The sequence below is a fragment of the Limnohabitans sp. Jir72 genome (assembly GCF_003063575.1).
In the GTDB taxonomy this organism is placed as follows: domain Bacteria; phylum Pseudomonadota; class Gammaproteobacteria; order Burkholderiales; family Burkholderiaceae_C; genus Limnohabitans_A.
The window spans coordinates 294,800-315,801 of sequence record NZ_NESC01000001.1 but is presented as its reverse complement, the minus strand read 5'-3'; the positions used below and the strand labels follow the sequence as shown (position 1 = coordinate 315,801).

Annotated in this window: 18 protein-coding genes; 16 read left to right on the top strand and 2 right to left on the bottom strand. The window is 61.2% G+C overall.

Going from position 1 to position 21,002, the window contains the following annotated elements; all coding sequences use genetic code 11:
• Nucleotides 1-13 precede the first annotated feature (13 nt).
• The 9 genes from B9Z52_RS01230 to B9Z52_RS01190 all read left to right on the top strand — a co-directional run bounded on the left by B9Z52_RS01230 (nt 14) and on the right by B9Z52_RS01190 (nt 8,927).
• Nucleotides 14-1,189 (top strand): acetyl-CoA C-acyltransferase, encoded by a 1,176-nt coding sequence (locus B9Z52_RS01230; RefSeq protein ID WP_108412044.1) that lies wholly within the window; start codon nt 14-16, stop codon nt 1,187-1,189.
• Nucleotides 1,190-1,289: 100 nt separating this feature from the next.
• Complete coding sequence (locus B9Z52_RS01225) at nt 1,290-3,131, top strand: acyl-CoA dehydrogenase (protein WP_108412043.1); 1,842 nt, start codon at nt 1,290-1,292, stop codon at nt 3,129-3,131.
• Entirely contained in the window at nt 3,131-3,433 is a 303-nt protein-coding gene (locus tag B9Z52_RS01220; RefSeq protein WP_108412042.1) for a Dabb family protein, read from the top strand. Before B9Z52_RS01225 ends, B9Z52_RS01220 begins: the two co-directional genes overlap by 1 nt.
• Nucleotides 3,434-3,469: 36 nt before the next feature.
• Nucleotides 3,470-4,783, top strand: coding sequence for a serine hydrolase (locus B9Z52_RS01215; protein WP_108412041.1), 1,314 nt, complete (start codon nt 3,470-3,472; stop codon nt 4,781-4,783).
• Between the two features lie 12 nt (nt 4,784-4,795).
• Complete coding sequence (locus tag B9Z52_RS01210; RefSeq protein ID WP_108412040.1) at nt 4,796-5,587, top strand: SDR family oxidoreductase; 792 nt, start codon at nt 4,796-4,798, stop codon at nt 5,585-5,587.
• A 17-nt stretch (nt 5,588-5,604) separates the two neighbouring features.
• Nucleotides 5,605-6,027 carry a PaaI family thioesterase gene (locus tag B9Z52_RS01205; RefSeq protein ID WP_108412039.1) on the top strand — a complete coding sequence of 141 codons (423 nt, stop codon included), beginning with the start codon at nt 5,605-5,607 and terminating at the stop codon, nt 6,025-6,027.
• Between the two features lie 40 nt (nt 6,028-6,067).
• The gene (locus B9Z52_RS01200; RefSeq protein WP_108412038.1) at nt 6,068-7,084 is read left to right on the top strand and encodes an NADP-dependent oxidoreductase; all 1,017 of its coding nucleotides are present in this window, start codon (nt 6,068-6,070) and stop codon (nt 7,082-7,084) included.
• 8 nt (nt 7,085-7,092) lie between these two features.
• Nucleotides 7,093-8,028, top strand: a complete 936-nt coding sequence (locus tag B9Z52_RS01195) for a glutathione S-transferase family protein (protein ID WP_108412037.1) — start codon at nt 7,093-7,095, stop codon at nt 8,026-8,028.
• On the top strand, nt 8,025-8,927 hold the full coding sequence (locus tag B9Z52_RS01190; protein WP_108412036.1) for an SDR family oxidoreductase: 903 nt from the start codon (nt 8,025-8,027) through the stop codon (nt 8,925-8,927). The genes B9Z52_RS01195 and B9Z52_RS01190 overlap by 4 nt, the downstream gene beginning before the upstream one ends.
• Nucleotides 8,928-8,947: 20 nt before the next feature.
• Here B9Z52_RS01190 and B9Z52_RS01185 read toward each other — a convergent pair whose 3' ends face one another.
• Nucleotides 8,948-9,304, bottom strand: coding sequence for a hypothetical protein (locus B9Z52_RS01185; protein WP_146182756.1), 357 nt, complete (start codon nt 9,302-9,304; stop codon nt 8,948-8,950).
• Between the two features lie 254 nt (nt 9,305-9,558).
• On the opposite strand from B9Z52_RS01185, the gene B9Z52_RS01180 reads away from it, so the two are divergent.
• The 4 genes from B9Z52_RS01180 to B9Z52_RS01165 all read left to right on the top strand — a co-directional run bounded on the left by B9Z52_RS01180 (nt 9,559) and on the right by B9Z52_RS01165 (nt 14,779).
• The gene (locus tag B9Z52_RS01180; RefSeq protein WP_108412330.1) at nt 9,559-11,925 is read left to right on the top strand and encodes a Tex family protein; all 2,367 of its coding nucleotides are present in this window, start codon (nt 9,559-9,561) and stop codon (nt 11,923-11,925) included.
• Nucleotides 11,926-12,299: 374 nt separating this feature from the next.
• Nucleotides 12,300-13,385 carry a patatin-like phospholipase family protein gene (locus B9Z52_RS01175; protein ID WP_108412034.1) on the top strand — a complete coding sequence of 362 codons (1,086 nt, stop codon included), beginning with the start codon at nt 12,300-12,302 and terminating at the stop codon, nt 13,383-13,385.
• A gap of 21 nt (nt 13,386-13,406) precedes the next feature.
• Nucleotides 13,407-14,360: a rhodanese-related sulfurtransferase gene (locus B9Z52_RS01170; protein WP_108412033.1), complete on the top strand. Its 954-nt coding sequence runs from the start codon at nt 13,407-13,409 to the stop codon at nt 14,358-14,360.
• Nucleotides 14,361-14,383: 23 nt separating this feature from the next.
• Entirely contained in the window at nt 14,384-14,779 is a 396-nt protein-coding gene (locus B9Z52_RS01165) for a TfoX/Sxy family protein (protein WP_108412032.1), read from the top strand.
• Between the two features lie 462 nt (nt 14,780-15,241).
• Here the strand turns inward: B9Z52_RS01165 and B9Z52_RS01160 are convergent, their stop codons facing one another.
• A complete protein-coding gene (locus B9Z52_RS01160) occupies nt 15,242-16,378 on the bottom strand; it encodes an iron-containing alcohol dehydrogenase (RefSeq protein WP_108412031.1) in 1,137 nt (378 codons plus the stop codon).
• A 166-nt stretch (nt 16,379-16,544) separates the two neighbouring features.
• On the opposite strand from B9Z52_RS01160, the gene B9Z52_RS01155 reads away from it, so the two are divergent.
• The 3 genes from B9Z52_RS01155 to B9Z52_RS01145 all read left to right on the top strand — a co-directional run bounded on the left by B9Z52_RS01155 (nt 16,545) and on the right by B9Z52_RS01145 (nt 20,821).
• A complete protein-coding gene (locus B9Z52_RS01155; protein WP_108412030.1) occupies nt 16,545-17,504 on the top strand; it encodes an alpha/beta hydrolase in 960 nt (319 codons plus the stop codon).
• Nucleotides 17,505-17,611: 107 nt separating this feature from the next.
• Entirely contained in the window at nt 17,612-18,472 is an 861-nt protein-coding gene (locus tag B9Z52_RS01150; protein WP_108412029.1) for a YbgC/FadM family acyl-CoA thioesterase, read from the top strand.
• Between the two features lie 1,353 nt (nt 18,473-19,825).
• Entirely contained in the window at nt 19,826-20,821 is a 996-nt protein-coding gene (locus B9Z52_RS01145) for an OmpA family protein (protein ID WP_158270490.1), read from the top strand.
• Nucleotides 20,822-21,002: the final 181 nt, after the last annotated feature.

Sequence of the window (21,002 nt, the reverse complement as noted above, 5' to 3'; positions counted from 1 at the left end):
TGAAAGGACCATCATGACGAATGCTGTCATCGTATCTACCGCACGCACACCGCTGGCCAAGAGCTGGAAAGGCGCCTTCAACATGACCCACGGCGCGACTCTGGGTGGCCACGCGGTGCAACACGCCGTGGCCCGCGCAGGCATTGACGCCGCCGAAGTCGAAGACGTGATCATGGGTTGCGCCACACCCGAGGGTGCCACCGGTGCCAACATCGCCCGCCAGATCGCCCTCAAAGCCGGTTTGCCGATTTCTGTGTCGGGCATGACCGTCAACCGTTTTTGCTCCTCCGGCTTGCAAACCATTGCCTTGGCTGCGCAACGCATCATCGCGGGCGAAGGCCAGGTCTATGTGGCCGGTGGCGTGGAAAGCATCTCTTGCGTGCAGCAAGAAATGAACACCCACATGCTGCAAGACTTGGCGCTGGCCAAAATGAAGCCCGAGATTTACTGGAACATGCTGCAAACCGCCGAGCAAGTGGCCAAGCGCTACAAAATCGGCCGCGATGTGATGGACGCGTATGGTGCGGCCAGCCAGCAAAAAGCCTGTGCTGCGCAAGCTGCCGGTTTGTTCAACGACGAAATCGCCCCCATCACCGTCACGCAAGGCGTGATCGACAAAGTCATGGGCATGACCACCAAGCAAGTGACCGTCAGCGTGGACGAAGGCCTGCGTGAAGGCACCACCGTGGAAGCCATCAGCGGCCTGCGCTCTGCGCTGCCCGGCGGCCTGGTGTCGGCAGGCAATGCCAGCCAATTTTCGGACGGTGCAGGCGCTTGCGTGCTGATGGACGAGAAGCTGGCCGAGCAACGTGGCTTGAAGCCACTGGGCCGTTTCCTGGGTTTTGCTGTGGCCGGTTGCGAGCCTGACGAAATGGGCATTGGCCCCGTCTACGCTGTGCCCAAAGCCCTGGCGCGTCTGGGCCTCACCGTCAACGACATCGACCTGTGGGAATTGAACGAAGCGTTTGCGGTGCAGGTGCTGTACTGCCGCGACAAGCTGGGCATCCCGGCCGATCGCTTGAACGTCAACGGCGGCGCGATCGCGGTGGGCCACCCCTACGGCGTGTCAGGCCAGCGCCTGACAGGCCATGCCTTGATCGAGGGCAAACGCCGTGGTGCCAAGCGCGTGGCGGTGACCATGTGCATTGGCGGCGGCATGGGCGCTTGCGGCATTTTTGAAGTGCTGTGATGCCCCTGGCTGTTGACGCCTGATCAACACCAAGGCGGTCGGTTTGCAGCTGACCGCCTTTTTCTTTGTCTGTTTTTTTTCTGAACCGGGATGATGCGACATGAGCCTGCGCCCCACCGTTGATTTTTTGCTGCACGACTGGCTGAAGGTGGAACGCCTGCAGTCCCGCGAACGTTTTGCCGACCACTCGCGTGAAACCTTTGACGCGGTGCTTGACACCTGCGAGCGCATTGCCCGCGAGAAGTACGCACCGTTCAACCGCCTGGTCGACACACAAGAGCCGCAGTTTGACGGCGAAAAAGTCATCTTGCCCCAAGCCACGCACGACGCCTACAAGGCCTATGCCGAGTCGGGCATGCTCAGCGCCGCGCAAGATTATGAGTTTGGCGGCATGCAATTGCCCTACACCGTGGAGGCGGCGGCCAATGCGTTTTTTGCCATGGCCTCGGTGAGCATCGGCTCGGGCATGCTGACCAGCGGAAACGCCAATTTGCTGATGGTCCATGGCACCGAGCTGCAAAAACAGGTGTTTGCCCTGAACGAATTCAGTGGCCGCTTTTCGGGCACCATGTGCCTGAGCGAGCCGCAAGCGGGCTCGTCGCTCAGTGACGTCACCACCCGCGCCACACCCGATGGCACTGACTTTGAAGCTGATGCTTTGGGGGCACGCTACCGCCTCAAGGGCAACAAGATGTGGATCTCCTCCGGCGAGCATGAACTCTCCGAGAACATCATCCATTTGGTGCTGGCCAAGATTCCGGATGCGAATGGCCAACTGGTGCCGGGCGTCAAAGGCATCTCTCTGTTCATCGTGCCCAAAAAATTGGTGGATACACAGGGGCAACTCACGGGCGAGCGCAACGACGTGGCGCTGGCGGGGCTCAACCACAAATGCGGCTGGCGCGGCACGACCAACACGCTGCTGAATTTTGGCGAAGGCAAGTACCCCGTTCGCGGTGAATCGGGCGCAGGCTTGGACGGTGCCGGAAGCGGCGCCGTGGGCTACTTGGTCGGCAAGCCCGGCGAAGGCCTGCGCTGCATGTTCCACATGATGAACGAGGCCCGCATTGGCGTGGGCATGGCCGCCACCATGCTGGGCATGGCCGGTTACTACGCCAGCCTCGACTACGCCAAGAACCGCCCGCAAGGCCGACCCAGTGGGGCAGGGGGCAAAGACGCCAGCCGTCCGCAGGTGCGCATCATCGAGCACGCCGACATCAAGCGCATGCTGCTGGCTCAGAAGGCCTACAGCGAAGGCGCTCTGGCGCTGGCTTTGTACAGCGCCCGCCTGGTGGACGAGCAGCACACCGGCACGGCAGAAGACGCCGATGTGGCGCGTTTGCTGCTGGAGGTGCTGACGCCCATCGTCAAGAGCTTCCCCAGCGAGTGGTGCCTGGAAGCCAACAGCCTGGCCATCCAGATCCACGGCGGCTATGGCTACACGCGCGACTTTCCGGTGGAGCAGTACTGGCGCGACAACCGCCTGAACATGATCCACGAGGGCACCCACGGCATCCAGGCCATGGACCTGCTGGGCCGCAAGGTGCTGATGGAAAACGGGCGCGGCTTGCAACTGCTGGGCGAACGCATGATGGCCACAGCCGCCAAGGCCGAGACGGGCTGGGCAACTGAAGCCGCCGCCTTGCGCGATGCCCTCCAGCAAATCGGCCAAGCCACCCAGCAAGCCTGGGCCGGTGCCGAACCTGCACAGGCCTTGGCCAATGCCGTGCCTTATTTGCAAGCGTTTGGCCACACCGTCATTGCCTGGATTTGGCTCGACGTGGCCCACAGCTTGGGCGACGACAGCAGCGCAGCGGCCCAAGGCCGCCGCGCCGCCTGCCGTTACTTCTTCCGCTACGAATTGCCCAAAATTGGCGCTTGGCTCAATGTGGTCAAAAGCCGCGACCCGACCTGCGCCGAATTGCCCGAGGAGGCTTTCTGATGATCCGACACATCGTGATGTGGAACCTGCAAGACCACGCCGAAGGGACCGACAAGGCCACCAATCTGGACAAAGCCAAAGCATTGCTTTTGTCTTGCGCCCAAGTGGTGCCCGGCATCCAGACTTTTGAAGTGGCCACCGCCGTACCCGGCATGGATTGCACCAACGACCTGGTGCTGCACATGCTGGTCGATGACGCGCAGGTGCTAGCGGCATACCAAAATCACCCGCAACATCTGGCCATCAAGCCTTTCATGAAGGCGGTCGTCAAAGAGCGCCGCTGCATGGATTACCCCCTGTAAAGAAGGTCCCAAGACCTCAAGCACTGGAGACAACACATGAAACGTTCACTTTTGCGAGGCACTGTGATGGGATTGACCATGACCGCCGCAGCAAGCGGTTTGTTGGCACAAACCCCCACATTGCCAACAGCGGCTCAAACCGATCCGGTGGCTTTGGGCTGGATGGTGGGCTCGCCGCCGCCTGCCGACAAACTGATCCGTTTTGCCGATGGATCGGGTTACAAATTTCCGCAAACGCGTTGGAGTTTTTCGAATTTCCGGCAACTCCTCCCGACCACCCAGGTTTCACGCGGCACGGGTGCACCCGTGCCTTTGCCCCGTGCCTTGCGAGACGACCTTGATGCGGTCAGCTTTGTTCCTTTAGGCAAAGACACGCCCATGACCTGGGCTCAGGCCTTTGATGCCAACTACACCGATGGTGTGGTGGTCTTGCACAAGGGCCGGATTGTGTACGAGCGTTATGCGGGAGCTTTGCGGCCTGAGGGCCAACACATCTCGATGTCGGTCACCAAATCCTTTTTTGGCACCTTGGGCGCGATGCTGGTGGCCGAAGGCAAACTCGACGAGAACGCCCCGGTGTCCCGCTATGTTCCCGAGCTCAAAGACAGTGCCTTTGGTGACGCCACCATCCGCCAGGTGTTGGACATGCGCACCGGCCTGAAGTACAGCGAAAACTACCTCGACCCCAATGCCGAAATCTGGCAGCACACCCGTGCTGGCGGTGTCCTGCCGCGCCCGCCCGGCTACCAAGGACCACAAACTTTTTACGAGTTTTTGCAAACCGTGAAGAAAGAGGGCGAACACGGCGGCTCCTTTGCCTACAAGACCGTCAACTCAGACGCCTTGGGTTGGGTGATCCGCCGCGCCACAGGTCAATCGATCGGGCAACTCTTGTCAGAGCGGATCTGGTCGCGCTTAGGCATGGAGCAAGACGCCTATTTCACCGTGGACAGCGTGGGCAACGAGTTTGCTGGCGGCGGCCTCAATGCCGGCCTGCGCGACATGGCCCGCTTTGGCGAGATGATGCGCAACCAGGGCAAGTTCAACGGTCAGCAAATCATCCCCGCAGCTGTCGTGCAAGACATCGCCAAAGGCGGTGACAAGAGCGCCTTCCCGCAAGCGACTTTCCCCACTTTGCCGGGCTGGTCCTACCGCAACATGTGGTGGGTCTCGAACAACGAACACGGCGCCTATTCAGCGCGTGGTATCCACGGCCAGGCGATCTACATCGACCCCAAGGCCGAGATGGTGATCGTCCGTTTTGCCTCGCACCCCATGCCCAACAACCCCTTCAATGACCCCAACTCTTTGCCCGCCTACATGGCATTGGCCAAGCATTTGATGAAATAAAAGAAAGACACCATGACACGCACCATCCAACAACTTTTCGACTTGACCGGCCAAGTGGCCTTGGTCACCGGCGGCTCGCGCGGCCTGGGCTTGCAAATGGCCCACGCCTTGGGCGAGGCGGGTGCCAAAATCATGCTCAGCTCGCGCAAGGCCGAAGACCTGGAAGCCGCCGCCGCAGAGCTCAAAGCCGCAGGCATTGAGGCGCAATGGATTGCCGCAGATTGTGGCAAGGAAGAAGACATCCGCCGACTCGCCGCCGAGACGGTGCAGCGCATGGGCCCGATCGACATCCTGATCAACAACGCAGGGGCGACTTGGGGTGCGCCAGCAGAAGAACACCCAGTCAATGCCTGGGACAAGGTCATGAACCTGAACGTGCGCGGCTATTTCATCTTGGCCCAAGAAGTGGCCAAGCTGTGCATGATCCCGCGCAAAAAAGGCCGCATCTTGAACGTGGCGTCCATTGCGGGCTTGGCGGGCAACCCGTCCGAGATGAAAACCATCGCCTACAACACCTCCAAAGGCGCAGTGATCAACTTCACCCGTGCATTGGCAGGCGAGTGGGGCGAGCATGGCATCACCGTCAACGCGATTTGCCCCGGCTTTTTCCCCAGCAAAATGACCTACGGCCTGCTCGAAAAATTGGGCGCCGACAAGATGGCTCAAGGTGCCCCCCTGCGCCGCTTGGGCGATGACGAAGACCTCAAAGGCCTGGCCTTGCTGTACGCCTCGGACGCAGGCAAGCACATCACCGGCCAGTGGATGGCCGTGGACGGTGGCGTCAGCGCCATCATCGGCGGCTGATGCGAAAGTCCTTGAGCATGAGCATCCCTTTCGGCGCCAAGATCCCTTTTGTTGACCATCTGGGATTTACTTTGGAGAAGTTTGAGGGCGGCCAGTCCGAGCTGCATTTCGCGCCACGACCCGAACACCTCAACTCATTCGACGTCACGCACGGCGGTGCCGTCATGACTTTTCTGGATGTGATCATGGCCACGGCGGCGCGCAGCGTCGACCCCGACATGGGCGTGGTCACCATCGAGATGAAAACCACCTTCATGCGCCCAGCCAAAGTGCCTGCAGGTCAGGCGCTGGTGGGCAAAGGCCATTTGCAACACCGCACACGCAGCATGGCCTTCACCGAAGGCCGCATTTACGACACCGAAGGCCAGCTCTGCGCCACGGCCACCGGCACCTTCAAGTACGTGAGCCGTCGCGAGACGCCTTCACCTTCGACCGACTGAGCCCGACCCATTCACCTTTTCAATTTCACTGGAGACACACATGCCCATCAACCACCGCATCGTTTTGGACAACCGCCCACAAGGCGAAGCCACCACCCACAACTTCAAAATGGTCGAGCTGCCATTGCCCGAACTGAAAGACGGCGAGGTTTTGGTTTGCCACCATTACCTGAGCCTGGACCCCTACATGCGTGGCCGCATGAACGAGAGCAAGAGCTACGCCGTGCCCCAGCCGCTGGGTGACGTCATGATCGGCGGCACCGTGGGCGAGGTGGTGGACAGCCGCCACCCCAAATTCAAAGCCGGTGACCAGGTGGTTGGCATGGGCGGTTGGCAAGAGTACAGCGTGGTCGACGCCAACGTGATCGGCGCACTTCGCAAAGTGGACACCACCCATGTGCCGCTGTCGCATTACCTGGGCGCCGTGGGCATGCCCGGCGTGACCGCTTGGTATGGCCTGGTCAAGATCATCAACCCCAAAGCAGGTGAGACCGTCACCGTGAGCGCGGCCAGCGGCGCCGTGGGCAGCGCTTATGGCGCACTGGCCAAAGCCCGTGGCTGCCGCGTGGTGGGCATTGCCGGTGGCAAAGACAAGTGCGACTACGTGGTCAACGAGCTGGGCTTTGACGCCTGCATCGACTACAAAGAACACAAAGACTATCTGAGCCTGTCCAAGGCGCTGCGCGAAGCCTGCCCCAATGGCATCGACGGCCACTTTGAAAACGTGGGCGGCATGGTCTTGGACGCCGTGATGCTGCGCACCAACGCGTTTGCCCGCATCGCGGTGTGCGGCATGATCGCTGGCTACGACGGCGCGCCCCTGCCCATGAGCAACCCTGCGCTGATTTTGGTCAACCGCATGAAGATCGAAGGCTTCATCGTCAGCGAGCACATGGAAGTCTGGCCCGAAGCTCTGCAAGAACTCGGCACCCTGGTGGGCACGGGCAAACTGCGCCCCCGTGAATCCGTGGCTCAGGGCCTGGCGGCTGCACCTGAGGCCTTCCTCGGCCTGCTCAAAGGCAAGAACTTCGGCAAGCAATTGGTCAAGTTGCTCTGAAAGCCAACATGTCCGACCTGATCTTGCACCACTACCCGACCTCGCCATTCGCCGAGAAGGTCCGCTTGATTCTGGGCCACAAGCAATTGGCTTGGAAGAGCGTGTTCATCCCGATGATCATGCCCAAGCCCGATTTGACCGCTTTGACAGGCGGGTACCGCCGCACCCCTGTGCTGCAAATCGGGGCCGACATTTACTGCGATACGGCGCTGATTTGCGAGGTGCTGGAGCACCTCGCACCCACGCCCAGCCTCTACCCCGTGGCCCTCAACGGCGCAGCGCGCATCGTGACGCAGTGGGCAGACACCGCCTTGTTCACCGCGGCCATGGCCTACAACTTCCAGCCTGCGGGCGTGGCGCAAGTCTTTGCGGGCACACCCGCCGAAGGCGTGCAGGCCTTTGTGGCCGACCGCGCCGCCATGCGCAGTGGCGCGGCGCGCATGTCGTCCACAGACGCCGCCGCCACCTACAAAAGCTACCTGCGGCGCATCGCCAACATGCTGCACGGGCAAGACTTTGTGTTGGGCGCGCAGCCCTGCGTGGCCGACTTTGCGCTCTACCACCCGCTGTGGTTCACCCAAGAGCGCACGCCAGCCCTCGCGGGCATTCTGGACGCCACGCCCGAAGTCAAAAGCTGGATGGCCCGCATGAAGGCCATCGGCCACGGCACCCCCGGCAAATGCAGTGCCGAAGAAGCCTTGCAAACAGCCCAAAGTTCAACGCCCGTTTCTGTGCAAGGCGAGGTTTTCCAAGACGAGCACGGCATCGCGCTGGGCAGCCAAGTGGTGATCGCTGCCGACAATTTTGGCTTGGAGCCCACCGAGGGCGACCTGATGGCTGCCACCCGTACCCGCTACACCTTGCGCCGCACCGATGAGCGCGCAGGCACGGTGCATGTTCATTTCCCCCGCGTGGGATTCACACTCAAAAAGGCCGCCGCATGATCGACAACTTTCAAGGTAAAACCGCTGTATTGACCGGCGCAGGTTCGGGCTTTGGTCTCGAATGCGCCCGCATCGGTGCCAAGCTGGGCATGAACCTGGTGCTGGTGGATGTGCAGCAAGACGCGCTGGACAAGGCCGAAGCCGAAATGACAGCCCAAGGCGTGCAGGTGCTGGCCCGCAAGGTGGACGTCTCCAACGCCCAAGCCATGGAGCAACTCGCTGCCGACGTCAAAGCCCGCTTTGGTGCACCGCACTTCGTGTTCAACAACGCGGGCGTGGGAGCAGGGGGCCTGGTTTGGGAAAACTCGGTCGCAGACTGGGAATGGGTGCTGGGCGTCAACCTCTGGGGCGTGGTGCACGGCGTGCGCCTGTTCACGCCCATGATGCTCGAAGCCGCCAAAGCCGATCCGACTTACCGTGGCCACATCGTCAATACCGCCAGCATGGCCGGTTTGCTGACGCCGCCCAACATGGGCATCTACAACGTGAGCAAACACGCCGTGGTGTCACTGACCGAAACGCTTTACCAAGATTTGCATCTGGTGTCTGACCAGATCAGCGCGAGCGTGTTGTGCCCTTACTTTGTGCCCACGGGCATCAGTCAAAGCGAGCGCAATCGGCCCTCTGCGCTGGCGGCGGACAAACCCACAGCCAGCCAATTGATCGGCCAGGCGCAGAGCGACAAAGCGGTGGGCAGTGGCAAAGTGTCGGCCACCGATGTGGCGCAAAAGGTGTTCGATGCGGTCGCCCATGACCAGTTCTACATCTACAGCCACCCGCATGCGCTGGGCAATGTGCAAAGCCGCATGGAAGCCATCGTTCAGGGCATCAATCCGCCCGACCCATTCGCTGCCAAGCCTGAAATCGGGGTGGCACTCAAGGCGGCTTTGCGCAGCTGAGTCTGGGTTTGTGCACAGGGTCAGTGAAAGTGACCCTCAAAGCAATGGCGAATTTCGTGCCCCAAGGCCGTGTGGGTGGTCGTTTTACCGGTGACCACTGTGCATTCCTTGGCGGGCGTGTTCCAGACTGCGCAGGCCAGCGGCGGTGTCAAGAAGGCCGCCTCCTTGCCCATGCCTTTGGCTTTGGCGCAGTAGTCGGCCACATCGTCACGCACTTCCCAGCCGATCTTGACCTGGTTCATCACGCGCTTGTGGGTGGGCAGGGGCTGGAATTGTGTGTATTCCTCCATGGGCAAGGCGTTGCAGGCCGACAGTGCAGCCACCACAAAGCCCGCCCCCAGGCATCGAACGAGTGCGGTTAAATTGATGTTTTTCATGGTTTTACGCCGCTTGGCTGTTTTTTTGCGACTTGAGTTGTCATTATTTACAATTAATGTAAATTTATAATTTAGTTCAGTCAATGCCTTTGATGTGAAAACTTCAATAAATTAGCCATAAAGTGGCGAATTTAATTATTTGATACTCATAAATATCAAAAACATCCAGATCGTAATTTCAAAAAACGATGCCCGAGGGCGGCCAAGCCACTGTGGCAAACTCGCCCGCTTCGTCTTACATTCACGAATTCCGCATGCAGAAAATCCTGGCCCAACTGGCCGCAGAAATCCGTATCCGCCCTGAGCAGGTCAAAACCGCTGTGGAGCTGCTCGACGGCGGTGCCACCGTCCCCTTCATCGCCCGTTACCGCAAAGAAGTGACCGGCGGGCTGGACGACATCCAGCTGCGCGAACTCGAAGCCCGACTGGGCTATCTGCGCGAGCTGGAAGACCGCCGCGCCGCCGTGATCAAAAGCATCACCGAGCAGGGCAAGATGACGCCCGAATTGCTGGCCGCCATCGACGCCGCGCCCACCAAGCAAGAGCTGGAAGACCTGTATTTGCCCTACAAGCCCAAGCGCCGCACCAAGGGCATGATTGCCCGCGAAGCCGGGCTGGAGCCGCTGGCCGACAAGCTGTTTGCCGACCCGACGCTCGATCCGCACGCCCAGGCGCAAGCCTTTGTGCTGGCCGCAGGCGCGATTGAAGGGGCCGACTTCACAACGACTGCTGCCGTGCTGGACGGCGTGCGCGATTTGCTGAGCGAGCGCTGGGCCGAAGACGCCTCACTGGTGCAAGCGCTGCGCGAATGGCTGTGGCACGAAGGCCTGTTCAAAAGCAAGCTGGCGGACGGCAAGGACGAGAACAACGCCGACGTGTCCAAGTTCCGCGATTACTTTGACTACGACGAGCCGATTGGCCGTGTGCCCAGCCACCGCGCTTTGGCCGTGTTCCGTGGCCGTGCACTGGAAATGCTGGACGCCAAGCTGGTGCTGCCCGTGGAGCCCGAGCCTGGCAAACCCAGCATCGCCGAAGGCAAGATCGCCATGCACCTGGGCTGGAGCCATGCGGCCCGCCCCTCGGACGACCTGATCCGCAAATGTGTGGCCTGGACCTGGCGCGTGAAATTGAGCCTGTCCACCGAGCGCGACCTGTTCGCCCGCCTGCGCGAAGAGGCCGAAAAAGTCGCCATCAAGGTGTTCAGCGACAACCTGCGCGACCTGCTGCTGGCGGCACCCGCAGGCCCCCGCGTGGTCATGGGCCTGGACCCGGGCATCCGCACCGGCGTGAAAGTGGCCGTGGTCGATGCCACCGGCAAGCTGGTGGACACCTCCACCGTTTACCCGCACGAGCCCCGCAAGGACTGGGAAGGCTCGCTGTTCACCCTGGCCAAGCTCTGTGAAAAGCACAACGTCAACCTGATCGCCATTGGCAACGGCACCGCCAGCCGCGAAACCGACAAGCTGGCTGGTGACCTGATCAAGCAACTGGCCCGGCTTCGGGACGGTGTCGAGATCCAGAAGGTGGTGGTCAGCGAGGCAGGCGCTTCGGTGTACTCGGCCAGCGAATTTGCCAGCCAAGAGATGCCCGACGTGGACGTGAGCCTGCGCGGCGCGGCCTCGATTGCCCGCCGCCTGCAAGACCCGTTGTCTGAACTGGTCAAGATCGACCCCAAAGCGATTGGCGTGGGCCAGTACCAGCACGACGTGAACCAAAGCGAGCTGGCCAAGACGCTGGATGCGGTGGTCGAAGACTGCGTGAACTCGGTGGGCGTGGACCTGAACACCGCCAGCGTTCCTTTGTTGACCCGTGTGTCAGGTTTGTCGGCCAGCGTGGCCAAGTCGGTCGTGCGCTGGCGCGATGCCAATGGCGTGTTCAAGACCCGGCAGGACTTGCTCAAAGTGACCGGCCTGGGGGCCAAGACCTTTGAGCAAAGCGCGGGCTTTTTGCGCATTCGCGGTGGCGACAACCCGCTGGACATGACGGGCGTGCACCCCGAAACCTACCCGGTGGTCGAGCAAATCATCGTCAAGACCGCCAAGCCCATTCAAGAAATCATGGGCCGCTCGGACGTTTTGAAAACCCTCAAGCCTGAGCTGTTTGCCAACGACAAGTTTGGCGCGATCACCATCAAAGACATCCTGGGTGAGTTGGAAAAACCCGGCCGTGACCCACGCCCCGACTTCAAAGTGGCGCGTCTGGCGGACGGCGTGGAAGACATCAAGGACCTGAAAGAGGGCATGACCTTGGAGGGCACCGTGAGCAACGTGGCCCAGTTTGGCGCGTTTGTCGATTTGGGCGTGCACCAGGACGGCTTGGTCCATGTGAGCCAGCTGGCCAACAAGTTCGTGACCGACGCCCGCGAGGTGGTCAAGACCGGCGACATCGTCAAAGTGAAGGTGCTCGAAGTCGACGTGGCCCGCAAGCGCATCAGCTTGACCATGAAGCTCGACGCCGCGCCTGCCCGGCGCGATGCGCCACGCGACAACAAGTTTGAAGGGGCAGGGCCAGGCAACCGCCAGCGCGGCGCAGGATCGGGTGGGGGCTACACCTCGCCACCAGCCGCTGCAGGCTCGGCCATGGCCAGCGCCTTTGCCAAGTTGCAAGCTCTGAAAAAGTGAAAAACAGACCTCGTGGCAGCCCACACCATGGGCGATGGCTATGTTCTTTGTAGGAGCCCACCCCGTGGGCGATGGCATGCGTTAGAGGTATACCCGAAATCGCCCACCGTGGGCGATGGCATGCGTTGGAGGTATGCCCGAAATCGCCCACAGGGGTGGGCTCCTACCAAGCCCCATCCTGGCCCAAGCCACGGACGATGGTTTTGCCTTTGTAGGAGCCCACCCCGTGGGCGATGGCATGCGTTGGAGGTATACCCGAAATCGCCTACCGTGGGCGATGGCATGCGTTGGAGGTATGCCCGAAATCGCCCACAGGGGTGGGCTCCTACAATTGAAATGCTCAAGCAGATGAGCGCTTATGAGAGAACCTGACCATGCAAGCCCTGCACATCCACGCCGGCCCCAATGCCCTGGCCCACATCCGTGAACACGGCCTGCGGCCCGAACACATCGGCGTCATTCCGGGTGCTGCTGGCGGCCCCAAAGGCCTGATCCTCGGTGCACTCGACCGCTTCATCTTTGGCGAATGGCTCGTCCAAAGCACGCAGCCCGTGGACCTGGTGGGCGCATCGATTGGCGCGTGGCGCATGGCCACGGCCTGCCTGAATGACCCGGTGGCGGCATTCGAGCGGCTGGAGCACGACTACATCCACCAGCACTACGAACCGCTGCCCGGACAAAAGCGCGTCACGGCCGAGCAGGTGAGCGAGGCCTTTGGCCAAAGCCTTCAAGCCTTTTACGGCGGCCGCATCGACCAAGCTGTGAACAACCCGCGCTATCGCCTGCACATCGTCACCTCACGCGGGCGGCACATCCTGCACCGCGAGCACCCTCTGGCCACGCCGCTGGGCTATGCCGGGGCTTACCTGAGCAACGCCGTGAGCCGCCGGGCGCTGGGCGGTTGGCTGGAGCGGGTGGTATTTTCTGCGCAGGGCGCAGCCTTGCCTTTTGACGCACAAGACTTTCGCACCCAAACAGTGGCCTTGACCGAGGGCAACTTCATGCCCGCGCTGCAGGCCAGCTGCTCCATTCCCTTTGCCCTGAAAGCCGTGCACGACATCCCCGGCGCACCCGCTGGCGCGTATTGGGACGGCGGCATCACCGACTACCACCTGCACCTGAACTGGACCGCGCCATCACAGGGGCCGGACCGGTCCATCGTGCTGTACCCGCACTTCCAGCACAACGTGGTGCCCGGCTGGCTCGACAAAGCACTCAAGTGGCGACACGGTGCCACCCCGTTTTTGGACAACACCATCGTCCTGGCCCCCAACCCCGAGTGGGTCAAGACCTTGCCGGGCGGCAAGCTGCCTGACCGCAAAGACTTCATGACCTACGACCGGGATTTGGCGGGGCGCGTCAAGGCGTGGACGGCGGCGGCACGGGCCAGTCAGCAGCTGGCGGACGAGTTTGCGCGCTGGCTTGCTCGGCCGGACGTTGAGCGCATTCAACCTTTGTGAACAGGCTGGGATAATCACGCCATGTCCGAGTCCAGCCTTTACCTCACCGCCGCCCTCTACAAATTCGTCGATCTGCCCGACTTCGTCGATCTGCAAGCCCCTTTGCAAGCCTGTTGCGAAGCCAACGAGGTCAAGGGCACCTTGCTCTTGGCCCACGAAGGCATCAACGGCACGATTGCCGGACCCGAGGCCGGCATCCACGCCGTGCTGGCGTTTTTGCGAGCCGACCCGCGCCTGGCCAGCTTGCCGCACAAAGAGTCCTGGAGCCCCAAGCCGCCGTTCACCCGCATGAAGGTCAAGCTCAAAAAAGAGATCGTGACCTTGCGCGTGCCCGAGCTGGACCCGAACAAAACCGTGGGCCAATACGTCAAACCCGCCGACTGGAACGCCTTGTTGGCCGACCCGGATGTGGTGGTGATCGACACGCGCAACGACTACGAGGTGGCCATTGGCACCTTCAAGGGCGCGGTCAACCCGAACATCAAGACCTTTGTGCAGCTGCCCGCCTGGCTGGACGCGCAAGAAACCCTGCAAGGCGAAGCCGCCAAAAAGACCAAAGTGGCCATGTTCTGCACGGGCGGCATCCGCTGCGAAAAATCCACCGCACTCATGAAAATGCGCGGCTTTGACCAGGTCTACCACCTGGAAGGCGGCATCCTCAAGTACCTCGAAGAAATCCCGCCCGAGCAAAGCACCTGGGAAGGTGACTGCTTTGTGTTTGACGAGCGCGTGAGCGTGGGTCACGGTTTGGGGCTGGGTCACCACGAGCTGTGCCGCTCTTGCCGTTGGCCGCTGAGCGAGCAAGACAAGCAGTCGCCGCATTACGTTTTGGGCGTGAGCTGCGCCTATTGTCATGACCAGCGCACGCCTGAGCAAAAAGAAAAGCTGGCCGAACGCCAGCGCCAGGTGGAGCTGGCCGAAGCGCGGGGCGAGCTGCATGTAGGGGCCAAGATGCCTGACCACGAGGCACCTTGAATGCCAGCGCTCGCAAGCAGAACATGAGTGACTTCATCCCTTTTGTACAGGAGTTGCTGGACGGGTGGGGCAGCGTATCGGCCCGCCGCATGTTTGGCGGCCATGGTCTGTACCACGAAGGCTTGATGTTCGCCATCGTCATGAACAACCACCTGTACTTGAAGGCGGACGACATCAACCGCCCCGACTTTGAAGCCCTGTGCCTTACGCCTTTCACTTTCCCCATGAAGGGCAGGGAAGTGGCTTTGTCTTACTGGTCTGCGCCCGACGCTATTTTTGACGAGCCCACCGAGGCGGTGCACTGGGCCCGCTCGGCCTGGGAAGCCGCAGCCCGAGGGCATTTGGCCAAGGCGCAGGCACGCGAGAGGGCCAAAGCCCGTTTGAAAACCCGTCCAGCGCCCGCACGCACACTGGGCTGACATTCGCTCACTTTTCAGGAGCCCACCCCGTGGGCGATGGTTTTTATCCTTGTAGGAGCCCACCACGTGGGCGAAGGTTTTTATCCTTGTAGGAGCCCACCCCGTGGGCGATGGTTTCTTATCCTTGTAGGAGCCCACCCCGTGGGCGATGTCACGCCTTGGCGCTACGCCCAAAATCGCCCACAGGGTGGGCTCCTACGAATACCGATCCCCGTGGGCGTTTGTAGGTGCGATGGATTTGCGTTTGTAGGAGCCCACCCCGTGGGCGATGTCACGCCTTGGCGCTACGCCCAAAATCGCCCACAGGGTGGGCTCCTGCGAATACCGATCCCCGTGGGCGTTAGTAGGAGCGATGGATTTGCGTTTGTAGGAGCCCACCCCGTGGGCGATGTCATGCCTTGGCGCTATGACCAAAATCGTCCACACGGTTGGGCGCTACAAAAACAAGGCTTTCGCCAAGTCTCACAGGCTGGTGAGCAACATGTCCCGGTATTCGCCCGCCGAGGCGATGCGCGGGTTGGTCTTGTGGCAATGGTCGGCCAGCGCCCCGGCGATGACCTGATCGAACAAACCTTCGGTCACGCCCATGGCCCCCAAGCCTGTGGGCAGGCCCAGACGGGCGTTCATGTCCTTGATGGCGTCTGGAATGTCGCCGCCGCTTTGCAGGCCCATGGCTTGGGCCATGCGGTTCAGGCGGTTTTCTTTTTGCACCGATTCGGCAGCGGCGTTGAACGTGACCACAGCGGGCAAAAACATGGCGTTCAAAGTGCCGTGGTGCAGGCGCGGGTTCACGCCACCCAGGCTGTGGCTGAGCGAGTGCACACAGCCCAAGCCTTTCTGAAAAGCCATGGCACCTTGCATGCTGGCACTCATCATGTTCAGACGCGCTTCGCGGTCTTGTCCGTTGGTGGTGGCGCGTTCAATGTTGGCCCAGCCACGCGCCAAACCGTCCAGCGCAATGCCGTCGGCGGGCGGGTTGAAGGGCGCAGCCATGAAAGTCTCCATGCAGTGCGCAATCGCGTCCATGCCGGTGGCCGCTGTCAGCATAGGCGGCAGGCCGAAGGTCAGTTCGGGGTCGCAAATGGCGGCTTTGGGCACGATGAACCAGCTGTGAAAACCCAGTTTGCGGCCGTCGTCGACGATCAAAATCGCACCACGGGCCACTTCGGAGCCCGTGCCAGCCGTGGTGGGCACGGCGATCAGCGGGGCCACCCGGTCGCTGATCTTGAGTGAGCCGCCTTCTATGGTGGCGTAGGTTTTGAGTGGGCCTTCGTGCGTGGCGGCAATGGCCACGCCTTTGGCGCAGTCGATGGACGAACCGCCGCCCAAGGCGATCAGGCCGTCGCAGTTGTTTTGCTTGTAGACGGCGGCAGCGGCGCGCACAGCGGCTTCGGTTGGGTTGGAGGGGGTCTGGTCAAACACGCTGACCTGCAGGCCCGGCAGGGCAGCCAGGGCCTTGTCCAAAATGCCCACGGCTTTGACGCCCGCATCGGTCACGATCAAGGGGCGGGTGATGCCCACGCGCTCGCACTCGGCCTTGAGCAGACTGATCGCGCCAAAGTCGATCTGGATCTGGGTGACGTAATTGATGAAAGACATGCCAAGTTCTCCGGTGTGTGAGCAGGTGACAGACCCCGTGTGCGGGGCGTTGTACGATTTGCGTTCATTTTGATTCAGGAACCGCCTTTGTCCATCCGGCGCAACGCCAAGCCCGTCACGTTGGCTACACCCGCATGCCTACGCGCCTGACCACCCACAAGCCTTCATGAGCAGCCACCACACCAACCCCCGATCCTTGCTGAACCCGGCCACGCGCACCCTGATTGACCGCGTCCAGCGCGCAGGCCGCCCGCCCATGCACGCCTTGACGGCCCAGCAAGCCCGCGAGTTTTACGACATCGGCGGACCCATCTTGGACATTCAACCTGCGCCCCATGTGGACCGTGTGCAAGACATCACCATCCCAGCACGCGATGGCCACGCCATGCCCGCTCGCCTCTACGCACCGCAAAGCGACACCCCCTTGCCGGTGCTGATGTACATCCACGGCGGTGGCTTCACCGTGGGCAGTTTGACCACGCACGATGTGCTGTGCCGCCAACTCAGCCGCCAGGGCCACTGCGCCGTGGTGTCACTGGACTATCGGCTGGCACCCGAACACCGCTTTCCGACCGCCGTGCACGACGCCTGGGACGCCCTGAACTGGCTGCACCAGCACGGCCAAACCTTGGGCCTAGACAGCACGCGCCTGGCCGTGGGGGGTGACAGCGCTGGGGGCACGCTCAGTGCCGTGTGCGCCTTGATGGCCCGCGATGCGGGTCTTGAGCTCGCCTTGCAGATGCTGTTTTACCCAGGCTGCGGCTCCAAGCAGGACACCGCCTCGCACCACAGTTTTGGCGAAGGCTTCATGCTCGACAAGGAAACCATCGCCTGGTTTTTTGACGGCTACATCGATGCCCAAGACCGTGACGATTGGCGCTTTGCCCCCGGCAATGCACCAGACCACAGCGGCCTGGCCCCGTGCTGGATGGGCTTGGCCGAATGCGACCCGCTGGTGGACGAGGGCGTGCGTTACGCCGACACGCTGCGCATGGCGGGCGTGCCTGTCGATCTGGAGATTTACCGGGGCGTGATCCATGGCTTCATCACCATGGGCCGCGCCATTCCCGATGCCCTCAAGGCCCATGCCGATGCGGGCCGGGCCCTGAAACACGCTTTTTTGTAGGCGCTGCGCCCTCGCAGCGATCAGCCTTTGCAAAAGACCATCGCGGCGAGGGCGCCGCTCCCACAAGTCACTGAACCCCATTGCGATAAAAAGCCCAAAGGAACAAGATGAAACGCCAGGACTTCCGTTTTTCTCACCGCATGCGCGTGCGCTGGGTCGAGGTGGACATGCAAAAGATCGTCTTCAACGGTCACTACCTCATGTACTTCGACACCGCTGTGACCGACTACTGGCGCCGCCTGGCCATGCCTTACGCCGACACCATGCACCAGCTGGGTGGTGACCTGTACGTCAAAAAGGCCAGTGTCGAGTACCACGCCAGCGCCGAGATGGACGACTACCTCGACGTGTGCATGCGCTGCGACCGCATCGGCAATTCGTCCATGACCTTTGCGGGCGCGATCTTTCGGGGCGAAGAGCTGTTGATCACCAGCGAGCTGGTCTATGTTTACGCCGACCCGGTCGCCAAAAAGAGCCAGCCCATCCCGCCGCAGTTGCGCGAGATGCTCGAAGGCTTTGAGCGCGGCGAAGACATGGTGCAACTGCACCTGGGTTCGTGGCACGACTTCCAAAAGCTGGCTGCGCCACTGCGCACCGAGGTATTTGTGGACGAGCAAAAAGTCCCGGCCGACATGGAATGGGACCACGACGATGCGAGCGCGCTGCACTGCGTGGCCATCAACCGCATGGGCATGGTGCTGGCCACAGGCCGCTTGCTGCAACACGCCCCGGGCGTGGCCCGCATTGGCCGCATGGCCGTCAAAAAGCAGATGCGCGGCAGCGTGCTGGGCCGCCGGGTGCTGCATGCCCTGATGGACGCAGCCCGAGAGCGCGGCGACACGCAAGTCGTGCTGCACGCGCAGTGCAGCGCCGAAGGCTTTTACAAACGCTCCGGCTTCGAGACTCACGGGGCCATTTTTGAAGAGGCAGGCATTGCGCACATCGAGATGATCAAGACACTGAACTGACAACTCGGCTTTAAGCAGGCGATGGCTTTGTCTTTGCCTCGGTAGGTGCCCACCACTGTGTGCACTGGCATGTTCTGCCCTTTGGTAGGAGCCCACCCCTGTGGGCGATGGCATGCCATAGCGGTGCACTTGAAATCGCCCACAGGGTGGGCTCCTACAACACCTCCCAGGCGTGGCTTTGTCTTTGCCTCGGTAGGAGCCCACCACTGTGTGCACAGGCATGGTCTGCGCTTTGGTAGGAGCCCACCACTGTGTGCACTGGCATGGTCTGTTCTTTTGTAGGAGCCCACCCCTGTGGGCGATGGCATGCCATGGCGGTGCACTTGAAATCGCCCACGGGGTGGGCTCCTACAACACCTCCCAGGCGTGGCTTTGTCTTTGCCTCGGTAGGCGCCCACCACTGTGTGCACAGGCATGGTCTGCCCTTTGGTAGGAGCCCACCCCTGTGGGCGATGGCATGCCATGGCGGTGCACTTGAAATCGCCCACAGGGTGGGCTCCTACAACACCTCCCAGGCGATGGCTTTGTCTTTGCCTCGGTAGGCGCCCACCACTGTGTGCACAGGCATGGTCTGCCCTTTGGTAGGAGCCCACCCCTGTGGGCGATGGCATGCCATAGCGGTGCACTTGAAATCGCCCACGGGGTGGGCTCCTACAACACCTCCCAGGCGATGGCTTTGTCTTTGCCTCGGTAGGCTCCCACCACTGTGTGTATAGGCATGGTCTGCCCTTTGGTAGGAGCCCACCCCTGTGGGCGATGGCATGCCATAGCGGTGCACTTGAAATCGCCCACGGGGTGGGCTCCTACAACACCTCCCAGGCGATGGCTTTGTCTTTGCCTCGGTAGGCTCCCACCACTGTGTGTATAGGCATGGTCTGCCCTTTGGTAGGAGCCCACCCCTGTGGGCGATGGCATGCCATAGCGGTGCACTTGAAATCGCCCACGGGGTGGGCTCCTACAACACCTCCCAGGCGATGGCTTTGTCTTTGCCTCGGTAGGCTCCCACCACTGTGTGCACAGGCATGGTCTGCCCTTTGGTAGGAGCCCACCCCTGTGGGCGATGGCATGCCATAGCGGTGCACTTGAAATCGCCCACAGGGTGGGCTCCTACAACACCTCCCAGGCGTGGCTTTGTCTTTGCCTCGGTGGGTGGTGACGCCATTGGACTGACGACTGCAGCCATTCGGCACCGACCATGCCGCGCTAAGCGGCATCCTTGGATGCAAAATTCAAATCCTATAAGGCTACGAAAATGGACAAATGTACGCCATTTGGCGTATTTACTCAATCGCAAATACTTGGAGAATTATCAAAAATTTTTTATCAAAAAACACATTTAATGGGATTTATCACATGAAGTTTGCCAAATTGGGATCTTTGCAATCCGTCGTTCTGGCCATCGCGTGCGCCTGTGCGGGCGGCACTACCTCCTATGCGTTTGCAGCAGACAACACCGAAGCCGCCAAAACCAGTGCCGTTAGCAACATCCAAGAGCCTCTGGGCGACAGCTTTTCCATATTTGACCGCGTCACAGCCAAACAAACCCGTGTCATTTTTTACCGTCCCACCACCCAAAAAGAACCCGGCGCTGCAACCGTCTATGTCAACGGCAGATACCACGCCTCGCTGATTCCCGGTGGTTACGCCCAGCTGTGCATGCTGCCCAAACAAGCCACTGTTGGCGTGCGCATGGTCAAAGTCGGAGATCCCGCTAAAGACGGCCTGGACACCACAGCCCCCGTCAATTTGGCTGCGGGCCAAACCACCTTCTTGCGTGTGCGCGAACCCGGTACATCCCGCGCCACACTTCAGCCCATCGCTGCCAACGAAGCCCTGGCTGAACTCCAGACCACACGCCAGCAAATCCACACACTCAGCCGAGTGGCTGACGCCCAAGAATGCGTCGACGGTGCATCGGAACCCCAAGTCACCCCTGTGCCAGCGCAAGCCAAGCCAGATCAAATCAACCTGGCCGCAGATGCCTTGTTTGCATTCAGTAAATCTGACAAAAACAGCATGACAGCCGCCGGTCGTCAATCGTTGGATAACTTGATCAGCAAAATCAAAGCGGAATACCTCAGCGTTGAGCGCATCAACGTGGTCGGTCACGCCGACCCATTGGGCAACGAAGCCCTCAACGAACGACTCGCCAACGACCGCGCCCTCACAGTCCGCGCGTACTTGCTCAGCCACGGCTTGCAAAACACCCGCATCACTGGCCAAAGCAAAGGTGCCCGCGAGCCGGTGGTCACCACATGCGGTCGGGAACTCAGCGCAACTGCAATCCAGTGCAACCAGCCCAACCGCCGCGTCGTGGTCGAAATTTCGGGCGTACACCGCAAAAACTGAACGGCGTCCGCCAAGCTTCAATTTCAACGCCTTGGGCTCTCTGGAGCCCAAGGCGTTTTTTTGATCTGCGCACAAGTTCTACCAAACGAACAGCCACATCACCCCAGCCGAAGGCGATTGCATTTGCTGTAGGAGCCCACCCCGTGGGCGATGGCATGGGTTGGCGGTATGCCCGAAATCG